Origin of the sequence: Kaistia sp. UC242_56 (assembly GCF_044452255.1) — a bacterium.
Taxonomy (GTDB): Bacteria; Pseudomonadota; Alphaproteobacteria; order Rhizobiales; family Kaistiaceae; genus Kaistia; species Kaistia defluvii_A.
Genome location: NZ_JBIOAN010000002.1, coordinates 803,290 through 822,454, shown reverse-complemented (window position 1 = coordinate 822,454; position 19,165 = coordinate 803,290). Strand labels below are relative to the sequence as shown.

Genomic DNA, 19,165 nt, shown 5'->3' with positions numbered 1-19,165 from the left:
AGCCCTCCGGGTAGAGGGCGGCACCGGGCACCGCCCCCGATGGATGACGGCGGAGCCAAGGCTCCGCCGTCCTGTCCCTTCAGACGAAAGGCGTCTCGTCCAGGAAGCGCTCGAGCACGTTCCAGGTGATGCGCGAGACGTTGTTGTCATAGTCGTTGTGCGAAAGCGAACCGCACCAGGCGATCGACGAGGTGGCGAACAGCGCGCCGCCCGACGGCGTTTCGCCGAAGGCGAGATCGGCGTGGACGCGCTCGTTCTGGTCGCCGCCGAGATTGGGCGGCACCACGCCGAATTCCTCGTTGACCAGCATCATCATGGCGCTGTGCCCGTCCGACGAGGCGAGCCGCAGCATGTTGGGGGGGCCGCCGAGATTGGCCGAGATGCAATCGAGCTCGATGCCGGCCGCGCCGCCGCCAACCAGGCCGAAATCGCCGATGATCTCGTCCGGCACATCCTTGAAGATGAAGGCCGCGCGCGGATTGTCCGCGTCGGGTGCGCGCCGGTAGAAGGTCGAGATGTCGAAGCCCTGGGCGATGAAGCCGACGCCGGCCATGACGTTCGGCGCCCGGCCGATGCGCCGCCACAGGCCGCCGAACTCGCCGTTGAACGACTGGTAATATTCGCCGGGCTCGGCCGCCCAGGTACGGATGCCGTCCTCGGCGCGCCGCACCTCGATGACGCCGGGTTCCGTCTTGTGGAAGCCGATGCGCCAGTACCAGCCATTGCCGCCCATATACATGAGCCGGCCGCCGCGATCGATCCACGCCTTCATGCCGTCCCACATCGCCGTCGAATGATATTCGGGATGGGTGCCGGTGATGACGATGCGATAGTCGGCGAGAAGGTCGTAGCCCTCCTCGTGCAGATCCTCGTCGGTGATCAGGTCGTAGTCGACCCCCTTGTGGTCGAGCCAGTCGAACAGATGCGTGTCGGCATTGTACTGGTAGAGCGCCGAACCGGGACCGCCGAGCCAGGAATGATAGCGCGGGGAGAAGTTGAGGTTCGGCCGCAGACGGCTGGAATAGCAGACGCCCGAGCCGTCGGCATGGGTGTCGTAGTGCGAGCCGCCCAGTTCGGGGTGGTCGTACATGTAGAGATCGGTGTGGCCGAAGGTCAGCAGCCGGCCCATCTGCCGCTCCGCGCCGCGCGCCGTGATGTGCTCGGCGTGGTTGCAGTAGGAGAGATAGGACATGGTCGGCGCCAGCACCAGGACAGGCGGGCGCTTGCCGCGCTTGGCCTTGTCGCGCGGCGGGCGGACGAAGAAGGGAATGTAGGTCTCGCGCGTCGCGGTCTCGTCGCTGTCGCCCGACCAGGCATGCAGCGCATAGGCACCGCTCTTCAGATCGTCCGGAATGCTCAGCGAGACCGAAGTCTCCCACTGGGCGTCATAGATGTCGTCATGGTGGAAATGCACCGCGCCGTAATGCTCGGGCTTATTCGGCCAGGCCTGTTCCTCGCCGGTCCAGTTATGGCCCTTCATGGCACGGGCCGGCATCTGCATCAGCCGGCCATGCCGGCCGGACGGACCGACATCGATCGCGTTGACGCTCTCGATCTCGCGGGAAAAATCCCAATGGGCGATCCGCGCCGTCACCACGTCCTGCGGCGCGCTGCCGGCCAGCAGGCCATCATGATCGGCATGGGTGCGAACGCCCGAAAGCAGGATCGGGCCGTCGATCTTGCCATCGAAATGATGGCCGACCGTGCCGTCGGTGTTGGGCCGGCCGGCGAGATAGAAGGCTACCGGCGGCGCCTGCACTTCCAGGCGGATGCGGCCGCGATACTGGCCATGGTCGCGGACCACCGCATAGGGGATGAGCGGGCGCTGGTCGAGCGTGACCTCGCCGCTGGCCGGATCGAAGGTGACGGCGATCTGGTACCACTGGCGCTCCAGCATCGGATGGTCTACGCGCACCGTCTCGGTGCCGCCGCTGCCGTCGCCGACCGTCAGCGAAAGCCTACCCTCGTCGCCGATGCCGATCTCGAAACCCGCCTGGGTCGCGGGATCCCATTGCGCCGCGATCACCTGCTCGTCGCGCCTCGGCATTGTCGGCCAGACGAAGCCAAGGAAGGAGAAGGTCTGCGCGGCCACCGCCGGCAGGTCCGTGGCCACCATGTAGGAGCCGGCGTCGATACGCTGGGGCTTGCCAGCATGGATGCCGTCGATCTCGGTCGGGATGTGGGGGAACTTCAGGCCGGGGCCGGCGGGATTGCAGTCGCCATTGACGACGCGGACCAGCCGCGCCTCGAAGGTCTCGCCTTCCTCCAGCGAAATCTTGAAGGCGATCTCTTCGCCCGGGGCAACGCTGTAGCGGTCGGGATAGCCGACGATCTTGAGCATGGAATGAAATCCGGATTGGCGCATGAAACGGGATCGCCGTGGCGGCGATCTGCTTTTCGAACGGGAAGGATCAGTCGCGCAGCGGCCGATTGATGCTTTCGCCTGTCAGCAGGCGCCAGCGGCGACGGAAGACTTCCCATTCCGCCTCTTCGATGTCGGTGAAGACGGGACCGTCCTCGATCGCGATCGGTTCGCGACGATCGGCCGGCATCAGACCCAGCACCCATTCCTCGAACGGGCGCTTGCAGACCAGCACCACCTGCTTGCCGGAAGGGTCGTGGCGCATGGTGTTGAGAAGCCGCTGCAGGCCGGGGCTGTGCGCGCCGATCGGCTTCTGCCGGAACTCCTCGATGTAGTGTCGATCTATCTCCGGATCGATCTTGTAGACCATGAGCACTCCCCCTGCGTCGAACCTACAATGGAAACTGAAGCAACTCCGACAAGACAAGACCGGCCGCGCCCAGCAGGGCTGCGCGGTCTTCCGTCTCGCCGATCGCGAAGCTGATTTCTCCCCCGCTGCGCGATGGTACGAGGGCGCGGACATGTCCCGCAATCGCCTCGGCCATGATTTCCCCGCCACCGACGACATCGCCGTGCAAAACGTAGAAATTCGGCGCTACCGTTTGCTGCAGATTGGCGATGCCGACGGCGACGTTGCGGGCATAGAGATCGAGCAGGTTGCGCGCGCCCGGCACGCCCGCGCCGGCCAGGGCGACCAGGCGGCGCGAATTGATCTCGTCGGGCGCGTCGAGGCCGATGGCGCGCGCCTGGCGGCGCAGCCAGCCCACCGTCGCGATCGTCTCCCAGCAGCCGCGCCGGCCGCAGGAGCAGACCTCGCCATCGACCTGCACGAAGGTATGGCCGAGTTCGCCGCCGGCGCCGCTGCGGCCGCGATAGAGATGACCGCCGAGATAGAGCGCGCCGCCCAGCACCTCGCCGGTGTAGACGGCAGCGAAATTCTGCATGCCGCGTCCCTTGCCGAACCAGCGATCGCCGACCAGCAGGGCGCGCGGATGATGATCGAGCAGGGCCGGCAGGCCGTAGCGCCGGGTCAGCATGTCGCCGAGTTCGAAGCCGTTCAGCACCGGCGCCAGATTGACGGCGATGATGGCACGGCGATCGGTGTCGACCATGCCGCCGACCGCGACCCCGATGCCAAGCGGTTCGCGCCGGGCGGAAGCCAGCGTGCGCGAAGTGCTCAACTCGATGGCGCGCTCGATATCGGCGATCTTCGGATTGTCGGGAAAGCGTCCGCTCTGCTCGGCCGAGAGGGTGCCGGCCAGGGTGACGAGGCAGGTATGCACCGCGTCCGGCATCAGCATCATGCCGCAGATCGGCCGTGCATCGGGCGAGAACCAGAGCGGCCGCGCTGGCTTGCCGCCCGCCTCGCTCGGGCGGATCGGATTGCCCTCGACCAGCACCTGCTGGTCGAGCAGTGGCTGGACGATGCCGGAAATCGTGGTGCGGTTGACGCCGGCCAGCCGCGCCAGCTCCGCCCGGCTGGTCGGGCCGAGATCGAACAGCGTTTGCAGGACCCGGCCGCGATTGGCCGATCCGACCATGGAGGACGACAGCAGCGACCGGCCATGCGGCACCGCCGTCCGCACGTCGCCGGAGACATCCTCCTCGTCCATGGACCAACGCTGGGTGGAAGGTTCGCGCTCCAAGTTGCCCTCGTTGTGCTCGCGGCGGGGTATGTCCGCCCTCCGCTTCCTATACGGAAACTCGGCTGGGTGCGCGCGCTGCCAGTCCGACCTCCGAATTAATTCTTAGCCGATCATCGGGTCGTTGACGAGTTAAAATGTTTGTGCGAGCCTCATACTAACAAGACGATCCGGACGCCGCCACAGCCTTCGATGGGAACCGAGGCTGCATCGGCCAGTAAGAACCCGTGCCCGTCGTGATCAACGAGCGCCAGGCATGGATCTGGCGCCGGACAATGCTTCCAAGAGGAGAGTGGGAACATGAAGTCTGGATTCGATTTCAATCTTTCGCGTCGAAGCCTACTGAAAAGCGGTGCGGCGCTTGCTGGTACCGCGGCCGTCGGCGGCGGGCTGATGCCGCGCCGTGCCATGGCTGCCGACAAGACCTTGCGCGTTCTGCTTGCCGGCGACCCGTTCTACTATGCGATCGAGGGCCTGAAGGATCAGTTCGAGCAGGAAACCGGCATCAAGCTGCAGATCGAGGCGATCTCGCTCGAAGCGCTGCAGGCGCGCCTGACCTCGTCCTTCATCAGCAACGAGCCGGACGCCGACGTCATCTCGGTCGACCAGATGTGGCTCGGCCAGTATCTCGAGAGCAAGTGGATCACCCCGCTCAACGAGTTCATCAAGGCGGATAGCGACACCCATATCGAGGATTACATCCCCGAGGTGCTCTATTCGCTGAATACCTGGCGCGGCCAGATCGGCACGCTGCCGGTCGCGGCCTATGGCCAGATGGTGCTCTACCGCAAGGATTTCGCCGACAAGGCCGGCATCACGGTGCCGGAGGATGGCAGCTGGTCGTGGAACGACTATCTCGCCGCCGTGCAGAAGATGAACGGCCAGGATTTCGACGGCCACAAGATGAGCGGCACCGTGCTGGCCGGCCAGCAGCCCGCCCCTGTCGTGCACATGTACTCTCAGCTCGCCGCCAGCATGGGCACGCGCTGGTTCAAGGATTTCCCGGCCGCGACGGCCTGGGACTTCCAGCCCACCATCAACAGCCCGGAAAACCTCGCCGCGCTGAAGATCTTCGCCGAGCTCTACAAGAACGCGCCGGCTGAATCGGTCGGCTACAACTGGTTCGACGCCGGCATGCGCTTCGCCAAGGGCGATGTCGGCATGTTCTACTGGTGGACGCCCTATGCCTACCTTTGCAAGAAGGACGGCTATATGAGCGGCAAGGACTCGGTCGTCGCCGATAAGCTCGGCATCGCCCGCCTGCCCAAGGGTCCGGGCGAACAGGTCGTCTCGCTCGGTGGCCACAGCCTCGGCATCACCGCGAACACCGCCAATCGCGACGCTTCCTGGCAGTTCGTCAAATGGGCGACCTCGGCCAAGACGCAGAAGGCCATGGGCCTCTACAACAAGTATGGCTACCAGTTCTCCGACTTCGCCCGTCCTTCGCTCTACAAGGATGCCGAGCTGCTGAAGATCTACCCGCATCTGACCGCCCAGCTCGGCGATCTGGAGCGCGGCAACGGCAAGATCGTCCGTCCGCCGGTGCCGGTCTACACGACGCTCGAAGGCATTTATGGCCTCAACCTCAACAAGGTCCTGACCGGCCAGCTGACGCCCGAGGCCTGCCTCTCGGATACCTCGACCTTCTTCGAGACCATCCTCAAGGGCAACTTCCTGATCCCGTACCAGCAGGCATCGTTCAACGATACGCTGGATGCGACCAAGAGCCTGCTCAAGTCGCTCGCCTGAGTGTAGCGGCCAGCTGGAACCTCCCTGCCAGGCGGTTCCGGCTTCAAGCAGACCCTCTACCTGAGAGCAAAGAGCCCAAGATCTTTGCTTGACCAAGAGCAGACGGGGCTACCCTCCCGGCCCCGTCCGCTCTCTTTTCCATTGGAGCGTCCATGTCCGCAGTATCCATCGCCACGCCGCCGCGGGCGCGACGGCGCTTGCCCGATTACACCCCGTGGCTGCTGATCAGCCCATCCATTCTACTGCTGGTGGCGCTGATCGCCTTCCCGCTGCTGTTCGCGCTCAAGAACAGCTTCTATTTCTGGAACCTGCAGATGGGCCCCTCGCCGATGGGCTTCATCGGCTTCGACAATTACAAGATGGCGTTGTCGAACGGCATGTTCCTCGACTCGCTGAAGACGACGCTGATGATGACCGTCGTCGGCACGGCGGTGGAGTTCACGCTCGGTCTCGCCATCGCGCTCCTGCTCCTGCGCAAGCTGCGCGGCATCAAGCTCACCCGCGTGCTGCTGATCATGCCGACGACCATCGCGCCGATCGTCGTCGGCTTCCTGTTCCGCTACATGTACGACCCCAATGGCGGCCTGATCCCCTGGCTGCTCACCTCGGCCGGCATCCCCCTGCCCGCCGCCGGCCTGCTGGGCTCGCCTTCGACCGCGCTCTGGGCGGTGCTGTTCGCCGATATCTGGCAGTGGACGCCATTCTTCGCCATCGTGCTCTACGCCGCCCTGCTCGCCGTGCCCGGCGAGATCGTCGAGGCGGCGAAGATCGATGGCATCACGCCCTGGAAGCAACTGCTGCACATCAAGCTGCCGCTGATCCGCAAGACCGCGATGATCGTGGTGATGCTGCGCTTCATGCAGATCTTCAACACGTTCGACCTGGTCGTTGTGCTCACCAAGGGCGGGCCGGGAACGTCGAGCCGGACGCTTGGCTACAGCCTCTATCAAGCCGGCATGGTCGATTTCAACATCGGCCTCTCCAGCGCCATGACGTGGATGATGGTCATCGTCGTCAACGCGATCATCGGCCTCTTTGTCTTCTTCGCGTTCAAGGATTGGGATTGATATGGAAGGCTCGGAAAGCGTCGCCGGCCGGCTGCTCGGCTATGCAGCCATGGGGCTGCTGCTGCTGATCTTCATCGGCCCGATCCTGTGGTTCGTGTTGCTCGCTATCCGGCCGGCGGAAACCTATTTCGCCATGCCGCCGGTGCTGTCGTTCACGCCCAACTGGGAATCGATCCGCTACACCTTCTTCAACCCCGGCAACAACGCGCCGCAGCTGATGAACAGCCTAATCGTCGCCGTGGGCGCGGTCGCGCTGAACCTGCCGTTCTCGTTTCCGGCCGCCTATGCGCTGTCGCGCTACAAGATCCGCGGCCGCAAGCACATCATGCTCTGGTATCTCGGCCTGCTGATGGCGCCGCCCGTCGCCTTCCTCATTCCCTATTCGATCCTGGCGAGCCTCGCGGGCGTCAAGGGCACCTATTTCTCGATGATCCTGATCTCGCAGACCCTGACCATCCCGTTCTCGGTCTGGCTGATGCGGAGCTTCATCGACGAGGTGCCGATCGAGATCGAGGAGGCCGCGCGCATCGACGGCGCCGGCACGACGACGATCCTGCTCAAGTTCATCCTGCCGATGGTGATGCCGGGCCTGATCGTCACCTCGATGTTCGCCTTCGTGTTCTCGTGGAACAACGCGGCCTTTCCGCTGGTGCTGGCCAACCGCAGCACGACGACGCTGCCGGTCGGCACGCTGCAATATTTCGGCACCGCCGGCGTCACTTGGGGCTTCATCGCCTCCGCCGCCGTCGCCGCCATGATCCCGCCCATGCTGATCTTCCTCGTGCTCGACCGCTATGTCGTCCGAGGCCTGACCTTTGGTTCCGTGAAAGGATGAAACGGAAATGACGTCATCGCGCAAAGTCCGCTTCGGCGTAGTGGGAGCGGGCCTCTGGGGCTCGTTCCATTGCAAGACGCTCAGCGCCATCGAGGGCGCGGAACTCGCCGCCGTCTGCGATCTCGATCCCGCCCGCGTCGCCGATATGCAGAAGCAGTTCGGTGCGGCCAAGACCTATACGGATTATCGCCAGCTGCTGGCCGATCCCGATATCGACGCCGTCACCGTGGCGACGCCCGATTTCGCCCATGGCGACATCGTCCTGGCCGCGATCCAGGCCGGCAAGCATGTGATGAGCGAGAAGCCGCTGGCGACCACGTTGGCCGAGGTCGAGGCGATCGCCGCCGCGGCCGACAAGGCCGGCGTCAAGGTCATGGTCGATTTCCACAACCGCGTGAACCCGGCCATCGTCGCTGCCCGCGAGGCCATCGCCGCCGGCGAGATCGGCATGCCGCTGCACGCCTCCGCCAAGCTGTCGAACACCGTGTTCGTGCCCTATGACCTGCTGTCCTGGGCCGGCCGCTCCTCGGCACTCTGGTTCCTGGGCAGCCATTCGCTCGACGCGCTGCGCTTCATCATGGGCGCCGAGGTCAAGCGCGTGCAGGCGATGGTCCGGCGCGGCTATCTGGCGTCGAATGGCGTCAACACCGCCGACGTGCATCTCTCGATCCTCGAATTCGACAATGGCGCCATCGCCCAGATGGAAAACAGCTGGGTGCTGCCGCGCGACATGCCCGGCGTCGTCGATTTCCGGATGGAATTCATCGGCGAGAAGGGTGCGATCCAGACCGACACGGCGCAGAACAGCGCCTTCAGCAAATATACCGGCTCCGGCCGGCGCGCCCATGACCTGCTCGGCGTGACGCCGGCGGCGGGCGGGCGCATCGGTGGCTTCGTCATGGAGGCGATCGCCCGCTTCATTGACTCGGTCGCGGACGACGCGCCGCTGCTTGCCGACGCGCAGGACGGCCTGCGCGTGACGCGCGTGCTGACGGCGATCGAAGAGGCTGCCGCGACGGGCAAGATCATTACGCTTGCCGACGGCGTCTAGGCTCGTCGAACACAAAAAAAGGCAGCGCGGATCCCTCCGCGCTGCCTTTTGATTCCGGTTTGGGGCTCAGCGCCCCTTCGGCTTTGGCTTGGCCTCGGAAGCGATGCTCTTGCGCAGCGCATCCATGATGCTGACCACATTGCCGTGGCTGGCCGGCGCTTCCTTGCGGGCCGGGGGCTTCTTGCCCTTCTTCTTCGCCGCGATGATATCCAGCAGCCGATCCTGCACGGGATCGCTGACCATCGCCGGCGACCAGGGCTTGGTCCGCTCCTTGATCAGCGTCTGCATCATTTCCATCAGCTTCGGATCCGCCTTGGCATCGCCGATCGCCTCGAAATAATCGTCCTCCTGGCGGATCTCATCGCCGTAATGGAGGGTCCAGAGTTCGATGCCATTGTCGCGCGGCTTCAGCATCACGGCCCGCTCGCGCCGATAGAGCACCAGCCGGGAAATGCCGACCGTGCCCGTCGCCGCCATGGCGTCGCGGATGACCGAGAAAGCCTCTTCGCCGACCGGATCGTCCGGCACGAGGTAATGCGGCTTGTCGTACCAGATCCAGCCGATGTCATCGGCCGGCACGAACATCTCGATATCGATCGTCCGCGTGCTTTCCAGTGCGACGGAATCGATCTCGTCGTCCTCCAGCATCAAGTACTCGTGCTCGCCGCGCTGGTAACCCTTGACCTGCTCGTCGTCCTCGACGAGGTCGCCGGTTTCCGTATCGACATACTGGCTGACGACGCGGTTGCCGGTGGCGCGGTTCAGCGTGTGGAACCGAACCTTCTCATTGTCCGTGGTAGCCGGGATCATCGCCACCGGGCAGGTGACAAGCGAGAGCTTCAGATAGCCTTTCCAGAACGAACGCGGCGCCATGATGCTCTCCGACCTCGGCGGCTACTGGATCATGAAATAGACGGCGAGGAAGCCGAGCACCACCGCCGCGATGCCGGCCACCAGCATGTAGCGCAGTCGATGCGGCGCAACGGCCTGCCGGGCTTCGGTGGTGGTCGCGTGTTCTTCAGTAGACTGTCCTACTCGCCGGTCCATGATTGCCTCTTTCTGTCGTGGGGAATTGGGACCGATAACCGTGCGCTCAACCATGCGCCCGATGCTCCGCATTACGCTTTCGGGTGGCTGCGGCCTTCTTGGCGGCGGCCGAACGATCGGCTGCCGGGCGGGCAGCCGAAGCGGCCCCGCCTTTTTCGCCGCCCTCATGCGCGGCAGGATGGCCGGTTTCGACCCCGCGGCCGGAGCCGGATTTCTTGCCGCCGCCATCGTCCTTGTTGACGGTGGCCCAGGCGCGGCGCTCCGCTTCCTTCTCGGGAACGCCGCGCTCTTCATAGCCTTCGGCGATATGATCGGCCTTGCGTTCCTGCTTGTCGGTATATTTCGATTTGTCGCCCCGGGGCATGACGCACCTCCGTTTGCTTCAACCGGGGGTCAACGCAGCGACGCAGCGGGGGTTCCGGCCAGGGCCGCCTGCGGTCAGGCCGCCTCGTCGCACAGGGCCGTATAGACCTGCTCGGTCAGCACCGCCTGGCGGATCGACTTGACCACCTTGGGCGAGCGCAGCTTGCGCGCCATGGAGGCCAGCACGTTCAGATAGGTCGTGGAGCTCTGGCCCGGCATCAACAGCAGGCAGACAATGTCGACCGGGATATCGTCGATCGACTCGAAATCGATCGGCTTCTTCAACCGGATCACCATGCCGAACGGCGTTTCGAGGCCGGGAACCGGCGCATGCGGAATGGCGATGCCCTCGCCGACGCCGGTGGAGCCCAGCTTCTCGCGATTGTGGATCGCCTGAAAGATGTCGTCCGCCGGCAGGTCCAGCGCCAGCGCGGCCTGGTCGGACAGGCTGCGCAGCAGCTTCGTCTTGGACGGGGCCGGAAGGTCAATCATCACGCTTTCGGGCTTGATGAATTGGGAAAGGATCATCGTCTCACTCGCATCGGCGCCAAAGGGCGCTTCGGATCACGGCACGGCCTGTGCCAGTTCGGTTCATTCGACGTCGCGCAACCGGTAACCGACACCCGTTTCGGTGGTGATATATTCGGGCTGGTCCGGCTGACGTTCGATCTTCTGGCGGAGCTGGCGCACATAGACGCGCAGGTATTGCACATCTGTCGACCCACCCCAAACCTGGTTCAGGAGATATTGGTGGGTCAGCACCTTGCCTGCGTGCTGAACGAGCACGCGCAGGATGTCGTATTCCTTCGGCGACAGCTTGATCTCCCGGTCCGCGACCTTGACGATCCGCTTGACGAGATCGACAGAAAGCTCGCCCGTCTGGAAGATCGGCTTCTCGCCCTGCTGCTGCAACTTGTGGCGGAGGGCAACGCGAATGCGCGCAACCAGTTCCTTCATGCCGAAGGGCTTGGTCATGTAGTCATCGGCGCCGAGCTCCAGCGCGCGGACGATACCGGCCTCGTCTGTGCGGCTCGACAGCACGACGATAGGGAGATCCGGCAGATCCGTCCGCCAGCGGCCGATCAGCTCATGCCCAGGCATGTCCGGCAGGCCGAGATCGAGCAGGATCAGGTCCGGCTTTTCGGCCGCGACATGCTCGATCGCGGTGCGGGCATTGGTCGCCTCGTCGATGGCAAAGCCCTCGGATGTGAGCCCGACCCGAAGCAGGCGGCGGATCGGCGGTTCGTCGTCGACGATCAGGATTCGTACCATAGGACTGGTCATGGCAGCTCTTCCAGCGTGGCGGCGTCGGCCGGGACCGGCATCTTGATGGTGAAGACCGCGCCCGAGCGGTCGGAACGGTTGCTGGCCTCTATCGTCCCGCCCATCGCCACGACGAAACCGCGGCAGATCGAAAGCCCCAGCCCCGTTCCGGCCAGCACATGGTCGGTCTTGCGCACCCGATAGAAGGTATCGAAGACGCGTTCAAGGTCGGCGGGCGGGATGCCAGGCCCCTCGTCCATCACCTGCAGCAGCACGGATCCGCCATCGGCCCAGCCCTGGATCCGCACCGTCGAGGCCTCCGGCGCATATTTGGCGGCATTGTCGAGCAGGTTGAACAGCACCTGCTCGAACAGGACGGGATCGAGTCGCACCATCGGCAGGTCCGAGGGTATCTCGACCTCGACGACATGATGCGACAGGATCTTGGCCGCCCGGCGCAGCGCGGTGCCGACGACGTCGCCGACATATTGCGCCGAGGCATTCGGCGCCATCGCGCCGGATTCGATCCGCGTCATGTCGAGCAGATTGGCGATGAAGCGATGCAGCCGCTCGGACTCGTCGATGACGGTCGAAAGCAGTTCGACCCGGTCGGCCTCGGCAATGGTGTCCGGATAGTCGCGCAGCGCCTCGGCCGCGCCCATAATGGCGGCGAGCGGCGTCTTCAAGTCGTGCGAAATCGAGGTCAGCAGCGCCGAGCGCAGCCGGTCCGCCTCGGCCGCGAGCCGGGCGCGATCGACATCGGCGACCAGTTCAATCCGCTCGATGGCGAGCGCCGCCTGGTCGGCGAGCGAGTCGAACAGCCGCTGTTCTTCCGGCGTCAGCAAGGGCCCCTGCCCGTCATCGTCGAGCCCGACAACACCGACCGCTGTTCGGCCGGTGCGCAGCGGCAGATACAGCCGCCGGGCCCCGGGCAGCGTATCGGCACCGCGCCCGGCCGGGCGATCGTGCTCCCAGGCCCAGCGCGCGGCGGCGATGTCGGCGTCGACCAGCGTGTCATCCGGCGGATAGCCGGCGCGCACGGCAATCGTGCCGTTCTCCGGCAGCAGCACGACAACGCGCACCTTCAGCATCGACGCGATCTGATAGACGGTCGCCCACAGCACGTCTTCGAGCGTGCCGGCGCCGGCCAGCTTCTTGCTGAAGAGATAGAGCCCTTCGGTGGTGCGGGCGCGCTGGCGCGCCGCCGCCGCCTGGCGCTGCACGCGGGCGGTGAGGTTGCTGGCGATAACAGCGACGCCCAGGAAGAAGACGAAGGCGATCACGCTCTCCGGGTCGCCGATGTTGAGCGTGTAGAGCGGCGGCAGGAAGAAGAAGTTGAAGGCGAGCGCGGCGACGGCCGAGGTGAACAGCGCCGGCCAGAGCCCCGCCGTCACCGCCGAGGTCAGCACCGCCATCAGGAACACCAGCGCCAGGTTGCGCACGTCGAGCACGTGCAGCAGCAACATGGCGAAGCCGAGCCCGATGCCGACATAGCCGACGCCGAGCACATAGGGGCGCAGGCGGAAGCGGGACGGCGCAGCCAGCGCCACGCCGCGGGCCGGTGGCGCTTCGCGATCGTCGCCGGAGATGACGTGAACGCTGATGTCGCCAGCAAGCCGGATCAGCTCATGCGACACCGAGCCTTCGATCGCCTCGCGCCAGCGCGACTTGCCGGGCTTGCCGACGATGATGTGCGTGACATTGTTGGCCAGGGCGTGGCGGACGATGTCCCGGGCGACGTCCTGGCCCGGCAGCGTGATCGCCTCGCCGCCCAGTTGCTCGGCCAGCCGCAGCGTCGCGGCGATGCGGTCCTTGTCGGCCTCGGAGAGGCCGGCCGAGCGCGCCGTCTCGATATGGATCGCCGCCCAGGGTGCCCGCAGCCGGTCCGCCTGGCGGCGGGCATAGCGCACCAGTGAGACGCTGCGCGGCTGCTCGTCGATGCAGACCAGCACGCGATCGCCCGCCGCCCAGGGGCCGGAAATGGCATGCGCCTGCATGTGGCTGACGAGTTGCTCGTCAACCCGCTGCGCCGTGCGGCGAAGCGCCAGCTCGCGCAGCGCGGTCAGATTTCCGGGCGAAAAATAGTTCTCGATCGCCCGCTTCGCCGTGCCGGCAAAATAGACCTTGCCCTCATGCAGGCGCTTGATCAGGTCGTCGGGGGTGAGGTCGATGACCTCGACGTCGTCGGCGCGGTCGATGATCGAATCCGGCACCGTCTCGCGCACCCGGATCCGGGTGATCTGGGCGACGACGTCGTTCAGGCTTTCGACATGCTGGATGTTGAGCGTGGTGTAGACATCGATGCCGCGCGCCAGAATCTCCTCGACGTCGAGATAGCGCTTGGGGTGGCGGCTGCCCTCGGCATTGGTGTGGGCGAGTTCATCGACCAGCACCAGCGCCGGTCGCCGCGCCAGGATGGCGTCGAGGTCCATCTCCTCCAGCACGCGGCCGCGATAATCGACCGTCTTTCGCGGAATGACCTCGAAGCCCTCGACTAGCGCCTCAGTCTCGGCCCGGCCATGCGTCTCGACCACGCCGATGACCACATCGACTCCGTCCGCCTTGCGGGCCCGGCCGGACATCAACATCTCGTAGGTCTTGCCGACGCCGGGCGCGGCGCCGAGGAAGATCTTCAGCCGGCCGCGCGTCTCGCGCGTCGCCCGCTCCAGCAGCGCCTCCGGCGATGGCCGGTTCGGTGCGTCTCGATTGTCGTCAGGCATCCAATCTTGACCCATCTGTCCAAACGGCCGGAACCGGCGCCGGGGCGCTGGTTCCGGCCCCTGCCTGTCATTGCGCGCCGGCTGCGTCCAGCGCAAGGTTCAAGGCGAGCACGTTGACGACCGGCTCGCCCAGGAAGCCGAGCTGGCGGTCCTCGACATGCGCGGTGACCAGCGCCTTCACGGTGACTTCGTCCAGCCCGCGCGCCTTGGCGACGCGGGGCACCTGGAACAGGGCGGCCTCCGGCGAGATATCGGGGTCGAGGCCGCTGCCCGAGGTGGTGACAAGGTCGATCGGAACGGCGGCGCCGGGGTTTTCCGCCTTCAGCTTTTCCGCGTCGGCCTGGATGCGCTCGATCAGCGCCGGATTGCTCGGGCCGAGATTGGAGCCGCCGGAAGACGCTGCGTCATAACCCTTGCCGGCGGCCGAGGGGCGGCCGTGGAAGTAGCGGTCGGTGGTGAAACTCTGGCCGATGAGTTCGGAACCGACGACCTTGCCATCGCGCTCGATCAGGCTGCCATTGGCCTGGCGCGGGAACAGCGCCTGGGCGATGCCGGTCATCCCCAGCGGATAGATCAGGCCGGTGATCACGGTGAGCGCGACGATCATCAGGATCGCAGGGCGTAGCTGTTTCAACATGACAGATATCCTTCAGACGAGGCCGAGGGCCGTGATGGCCATGTCGATGGCCTTGATGCCGGCGAACGGCACAATGAGACCGCCGACGCCGTAGATCAGCAGGTTGCGCGACAGCAGGGCTCCGGCGCCGACGGCCCGGTATTTGACGCCGCGCAGCGAGAGCGGGATCAGGGCGACGATGATCAGCGCGTTGAAGATGATCGCCGACAGGATCGCGCTTTGCGGCGTGGCGAGCCCCATGACGTTGAGCGCGCCAAGCTGCGGGTAGAAGGCCAGGAACATCGCCGGGATGATGGCGAAATACTTGGCGACGTCGTTGGCGATCGAGAAGGTGGTGAGCGCGCCGCGCGTCATCAGCAACTGCTTGCCGATCTCCACGATCTCGATGAGCTTGGTCGGATCGCTGTCGAGATCGACCATGTTACCGGCCTCGCGCGCCGCCACCGTGCCGGTATTCATCGCCACGCCGACATCGGATTGCGCCAGCGCCGGGGCGTCGTTGGTGCCGTCGCCGCACATCGCCACCAGCTTGCCCTTGGCCTGCTCCTCGCGGATCAGAGCGAGCTTCATCTCAGGCGTTGCCTGGGCCAGGAAGTCATCCACGCCCGCCTCGGCCGCGATGGCCGCTGCCGTCATCGGGTTGTCACCGGTGATCATCACCGTGCGGATGCCCATCCGGCGAAGCTCGGCGAAACGCTCCCGGATACCACCCTTGACGATGTCCTTGAGGTGGACGACGCCCAGCAGGCGGCCATCCTTGACCACGGCCAGCGGCGTGCCGCCGGTCTTGGCGATCTCGTCGGCGATGGTCTGGAGTTCGCGGATCGTGCTGGTGCTGGCGCGGTTACCACCGGTAGCCGCGCTCGCCTGGTCGACATGCTTCAGCACGGCGTCGACCGCGCCCTTGCGGATGGACGACCCGTCGAGATCGACGCCGCTCATCCGGGTCTGCGCCGTGAACGGCACGAAGGTCGCATGCAGGCTCTGCATGTCGCGGGCGCGGATGCCGTATTTCTCCTTGGCGAGCACGACGATCGAGCGGCCCTCTGGCGTCTCGTCGGCAAGCGAGGCGAGTTGCGCCGCGTCGGCCAGTTCCGGCTCGGTGACGCCGCGCACCGGGCGAAGCTCGGTCGCCTGGCGGTTGCCGAGCGTGATCGTGCCGGTCTTGTCGAGCAGCAGCGTATCCACGTCGCCGGCCGCCTCGACAGCGCGACCCGACATGGCGAGCACGTTGAAGCGCACCAGCCGGTCCATGCCGGCGATGCCGATCGCCGAGAGCAATGCGCCGATCGTCGTCGGGATCAGGGTGACAAAGAGCGCCACCAGCACGACGACGGGGATATAGCCGCCGGCGTAGTTCGCAAAACTCGGGATGGTCACGACGGCGAGCACGAAGATCAGCGTCATGCCGGCGAGCAGGATGTTGAGCGCGATCTCGTTCGGCGTCTTCTGCCGTTCGGCGCCCTCGACCAGCGCGATCATGCGATCGATGAAGGTCGAGCCGGCCGCCGCCGTGATGCGGACGCGAATCCAGTCGGAGAGCACCTGCGTGCCGCCGGTGACGGCCGAACGATCGCCGCCGGATTCGCGGATCACCGGCGCGGATTCACCGGTGATCGCCGCTTCGTTGACCGAGGCGACGCCCTCGATGACCTCGCCATCGGACGGGATGATGTCGCCGGCTTCCACCAGCACGACGTCGCCGACCCGAAGGCTGGTGCCCGGCACCAGCTTGAAGGTGGCGGGGTCGTTGCCCGAAAGCAGCTTGGCCTGCGTCTCCGTGCGGGTACGACGGAGCGATTCCGCCTGCGCCTTGCCGCGCCCTTCGGCGACGGCCTCGGCGAAATTGGCGAACAGCACGGTGAACCACAGCCAGATGACTATCTGCAGCGAGAAGCCGAGATTGGCGCCCCCGGTGGCGAGATCGCGCAGGAACAGCACTGTGGTCAGGGCCGAGACGACGGCCACGACGAACATCACTGGATTGCGCGCCAGGCTGCGCGGATCCAGCTTGCGGAACGCGCCGCCTATGGCGGGAACGAGGATGCGAGCGTCCATTATGCTCGCGGATTTGGACTGGCTCATCAGAGACTCCAGCATGAAGTTCCGGGACAGGCGGTTGGACCTTCAGGTCGCCGCGATCCACCGGATGAAAAGGTCAACGACCAGCGCGAGCACGAACATCGCCACGGTCAGCCCCAGGATCAGGGACGACGCGCGGGGCGCCCTCCGCTTCCCCCGCGCCAAACCGGCGCGAGGAGATTGGAGCGAGAGGGCGAGGTGCGGGCTGGCCAGCCAGGAACGGTAGCTCATGATGCTTCCTCACAGCCCCGGCGGCTGGATCATGGCGAGGTCCTCGACGATCGGGCCGAGCGCCAGCGCCGGGAAGAAGGTCAGGCCGCCCACGATCAGGATGACGCCGACCAGCAGGCCGACGAAGAGCGGCCCATGCGTCGGGAAGGTGCCGGCCGAGGCGGGCGCGACCTTCTTGGTCACCAGCGAACCGGCGATCGCCATGGCCGGGATGATGACCAGGAAGCGACCCATCAGCATCGCCATGCCGAGGGTGAGGTTGTACCAGGGCGTGTTGCCCGACAGGCCGCCAAAGGCTGAGCCGTTATTGGCAGCCGCCGAGGTATAGGCATAGAGAACCTCGGAGAAGCCATGCGGGCCGGGATTGGCGATCGAGCCGAGGCCCGTCGGCAGGACGATCGCGATCGCCGTGAAGCCGAGCATGGTCAAGGGCAGGCAAAGCACGGAGAGCATCGCCATCTTGACCTCCTTGGCCTCGATCTTCTTGCCGAGATATTCCGGCGTGCGGCCGACCATCAGGCCGGCGACGAAGATGGCGATGACGATGAACAGCAGGATGCCGTAGAAACCGGCGCCGACGCCGCCGACGATGATCTCGCCCAGCATCATGTTGATCATCGGGATCATGCCGCCGAGCGCCATGAAGCTGTCATGCATGGCGTTGACCGCGCCGCAGGAAGCAGCCGTCGTCACCACCGCGAACAGGGCCGAGAGCACGATGCCGAAGCGGGCCTCCTTGCCCTCCATGTTGCCGCCGTCGACGCCGAGCGCATGGACCAGCGGATTGCCTGACGCTTCCGCCCAGTAGCAGACGATGACGCCGGCCAGGAACAGCACGCCCATGGCGGCCAGGATCGCCCAGCCCTGCTTCTCGCTGCCGACCATGCGACCGAACACGTTGGTCAGCGCCGCGCCGATGGCGAAGATCATCACCATGTGGATCAGGTTGACGAGCGCGGTCGGGTTCTCGAAGGGATGCGCGGCATTGGCGTTGAAGAAGCCGCCGCCATTGGTGCCGAGATGCTTGATCATCATCTGCGAGGCGACCGGCCCCTGCGCGATGGTCTGCTGCGCGCCTTCCAGCGTGGTCGCGACGGTATAGGCGTTGAGGTTCTGCGGCACGCCCTGCCAGACCAGCACCAGCGTGCCGATGACGCAGATCGGCAGCAGGATGTAGAGCGTGGCGCGGACGATATCGGCCCAGAAATTGCCGAGCGTCTTCGCCGATTTGCGCGAGAAGGCGCGGATCAGCGCGACGGCGATGGCGATGCCCGATGCGGCCGAGACGAAGTTCTGGACGTTCAGCCCCGCCATCTGCACGAAATAGGACATCGTGCTTTCGCCGGCATAGTTCTGCCAGTTGGTGTTGGAGACGAAGCTCGCGGCGGTGTTGAAGGTAAGTTCCGGCGGCACGGCGCCCATACCGGCCGGATTGTAGGGCAGCCCGCCCTGCAGCCTTTGCATCGCATAAAGCAACAGCAAGCCGGCTAAGTTGAACAGCAGGAACGCGCCGGTGTAGGTCGTCCAGTGTTGCTCCTCGCGGTCGCTGGTGCCGGCAAGCCGGTAAAGCCCGCGCTCGAGCGGCCCGAAGACAAAGGAGAGGATTGTGCGCTCGCCGTTGAAGACGCGGGTCATGTAACCGCCGAGCGGCTTCACGAGCGCGAGGATGATCCCGCAGAAGAGCAGGATCTGTAACCAACCGTTGACGGTCATGGGACGTGCTTTCCGAGAATGGCGTCTCGAACGGGGATCGCGCTGGCGATCAGAACCGTTCCGGGCGCACCAGCGCGTAGGTGAGATAGACGAGCAGGAACACCGTCACGGCGCCGCCCAGAATGTAATCGACAAGCATGGTCGGCTCCGGCTCTACAATTTCTGGCAGAGTTTCACGTAAGCGAGGGATGCGGCGAAGAACAGGACGCCCATCCCGACGACGATGAAATCCATAATCATGACTCCTTGCAGTGTTCAGCCCATCCCACTGCCAATTTCGAATATCGATGCCGTGCAACGACAGGCAAAGCCTGCGCGTCCACGTTTGCCGGATCGCTCGGCTGGATCGAAGGACGACGGGAATATGGCCCCGAACCGCATAGGCGTTCGAGAGAGGCCGGG

At 65.4% G+C, this 19,165-nt stretch carries 18 protein-coding genes; 4 read left to right on the top strand and 14 right to left on the bottom strand.

The annotated features are described in order from the left end of the window. Nucleotides 1-79: 79 nt before the first annotated feature. From ACHMWQ_RS06600 to ACHMWQ_RS06590, 3 genes are all read right to left on the bottom strand, one after another. Complete coding sequence (locus ACHMWQ_RS06600; protein ID WP_396306830.1) at nucleotides 80-2,341, bottom strand: N,N-dimethylformamidase beta subunit family domain-containing protein; 2,262 nt, start codon at nucleotides 2,339-2,341, stop codon at nucleotides 80-82. 70 nt (nucleotides 2,342-2,411) lie between these two features. Continuing rightward, nucleotides 2,412-2,732 carry a hypothetical protein gene (locus tag ACHMWQ_RS06595; protein ID WP_266330652.1) on the bottom strand — a complete coding sequence of 107 codons (321 nt, stop codon included), beginning with the start codon at nucleotides 2,730-2,732 and terminating at the stop codon, nucleotides 2,412-2,414. A gap of 22 nt (nucleotides 2,733-2,754) precedes the next feature. After that, nucleotides 2,755-3,975, bottom strand: a complete 1,221-nt coding sequence (locus tag ACHMWQ_RS06590; protein WP_396309405.1) for an ROK family protein — start codon at nucleotides 3,973-3,975, stop codon at nucleotides 2,755-2,757. 330 nt (nucleotides 3,976-4,305) lie between these two features. On the opposite strand from ACHMWQ_RS06590, the gene ACHMWQ_RS06585 reads away from it, so the two are divergent. The 4 genes from ACHMWQ_RS06585 (at nucleotide 4,306) to ACHMWQ_RS06570 (ending at nucleotide 8,707) form a co-directional block, all read left to right on the top strand. After that, nucleotides 4,306-5,754, top strand: a complete 1,449-nt coding sequence (locus ACHMWQ_RS06585; RefSeq protein ID WP_354551760.1) for a substrate-binding domain-containing protein — start codon at nucleotides 4,306-4,308, stop codon at nucleotides 5,752-5,754. Between the two features lie 152 nt (nucleotides 5,755-5,906). Next, the gene (locus tag ACHMWQ_RS06580; RefSeq protein WP_354551759.1) at nucleotides 5,907-6,821 is read left to right on the top strand and encodes a sugar ABC transporter permease; all 915 of its coding nucleotides are present in this window, start codon (nucleotides 5,907-5,909) and stop codon (nucleotides 6,819-6,821) included. Nucleotide 6,822: 1 nt separating this feature from the next. Continuing rightward, nucleotides 6,823-7,656, top strand: a complete 834-nt coding sequence (locus ACHMWQ_RS06575; protein WP_266330648.1) for a carbohydrate ABC transporter permease — start codon at nucleotides 6,823-6,825, stop codon at nucleotides 7,654-7,656. 7 nt (nucleotides 7,657-7,663) lie between these two features. Beyond that, nucleotides 7,664-8,707 carry a Gfo/Idh/MocA family oxidoreductase gene (locus ACHMWQ_RS06570; protein ID WP_354551757.1) on the top strand — a complete coding sequence of 348 codons (1,044 nt, stop codon included), beginning with the start codon at nucleotides 7,664-7,666 and terminating at the stop codon, nucleotides 8,705-8,707. A gap of 66 nt (nucleotides 8,708-8,773) precedes the next feature. Here the strand turns inward: ACHMWQ_RS06570 and ACHMWQ_RS06565 are convergent, their stop codons facing one another. From ACHMWQ_RS06565 to ACHMWQ_RS06515, 11 genes are all read right to left on the bottom strand, one after another. After that, the gene (locus ACHMWQ_RS06565) at nucleotides 8,774-9,580 is read right to left on the bottom strand and encodes a Ku protein (RefSeq protein ID WP_396306829.1); all 807 of its coding nucleotides are present in this window, start codon (nucleotides 9,578-9,580) and stop codon (nucleotides 8,774-8,776) included. Between the two features lie 21 nt (nucleotides 9,581-9,601). Next, entirely contained in the window at nucleotides 9,602-9,754 is a 153-nt protein-coding gene (locus ACHMWQ_RS06560; protein WP_354551755.1) for a hypothetical protein, read from the bottom strand. 46 nt (nucleotides 9,755-9,800) lie between these two features. Continuing rightward, nucleotides 9,801-10,118, bottom strand: coding sequence for a plasmid stabilization protein (locus ACHMWQ_RS06555; protein WP_396306828.1), 318 nt, complete (start codon nucleotides 10,116-10,118; stop codon nucleotides 9,801-9,803). Between the two features lie 74 nt (nucleotides 10,119-10,192). Continuing rightward, nucleotides 10,193-10,645, bottom strand: a complete 453-nt coding sequence (locus ACHMWQ_RS06550) for a PTS sugar transporter subunit IIA (protein ID WP_396306827.1) — start codon at nucleotides 10,643-10,645, stop codon at nucleotides 10,193-10,195. 63 nt (nucleotides 10,646-10,708) lie between these two features. After that, nucleotides 10,709-11,401 (bottom strand): response regulator transcription factor, encoded by a 693-nt coding sequence (locus ACHMWQ_RS06545; protein WP_396306826.1) that lies wholly within the window; start codon nucleotides 11,399-11,401, stop codon nucleotides 10,709-10,711. Then, a complete protein-coding gene (locus ACHMWQ_RS06540; protein WP_396306825.1) occupies nucleotides 11,398-14,100 on the bottom strand; it encodes a DUF4118 domain-containing protein in 2,703 nt (900 codons plus the stop codon). Before ACHMWQ_RS06540 ends, ACHMWQ_RS06545 begins: the two co-directional genes overlap by 4 nt. Before the next feature lie 67 nt (nucleotides 14,101-14,167). Continuing rightward, a complete protein-coding gene (gene kdpC / locus ACHMWQ_RS06535; protein ID WP_396306824.1) occupies nucleotides 14,168-14,737 on the bottom strand; it encodes a potassium-transporting ATPase subunit KdpC in 570 nt (189 codons plus the stop codon). Between the two features lie 12 nt (nucleotides 14,738-14,749). Then, the gene (gene kdpB / locus ACHMWQ_RS06530) at nucleotides 14,750-16,822 is read right to left on the bottom strand and encodes a potassium-transporting ATPase subunit KdpB (RefSeq protein WP_396306823.1); all 2,073 of its coding nucleotides are present in this window, start codon (nucleotides 16,820-16,822) and stop codon (nucleotides 14,750-14,752) included. 42 nt (nucleotides 16,823-16,864) lie between these two features. Further along, a complete protein-coding gene (locus tag ACHMWQ_RS06525; protein ID WP_354551747.1) occupies nucleotides 16,865-17,050 on the bottom strand; it encodes a hypothetical protein in 186 nt (61 codons plus the stop codon). Between the two features lie 9 nt (nucleotides 17,051-17,059). Continuing rightward, entirely contained in the window at nucleotides 17,060-18,763 is a 1,704-nt protein-coding gene (gene kdpA, locus ACHMWQ_RS06520; protein ID WP_396306822.1) for a potassium-transporting ATPase subunit KdpA, read from the bottom strand. 49 nt (nucleotides 18,764-18,812) lie between these two features. Continuing rightward, nucleotides 18,813-18,902, bottom strand: a complete 90-nt coding sequence (locus ACHMWQ_RS06515) for a K(+)-transporting ATPase subunit F (protein ID WP_266330635.1) — start codon at nucleotides 18,900-18,902, stop codon at nucleotides 18,813-18,815. Between the last annotated feature and the right edge of the window lie 263 nt (nucleotides 18,903-19,165).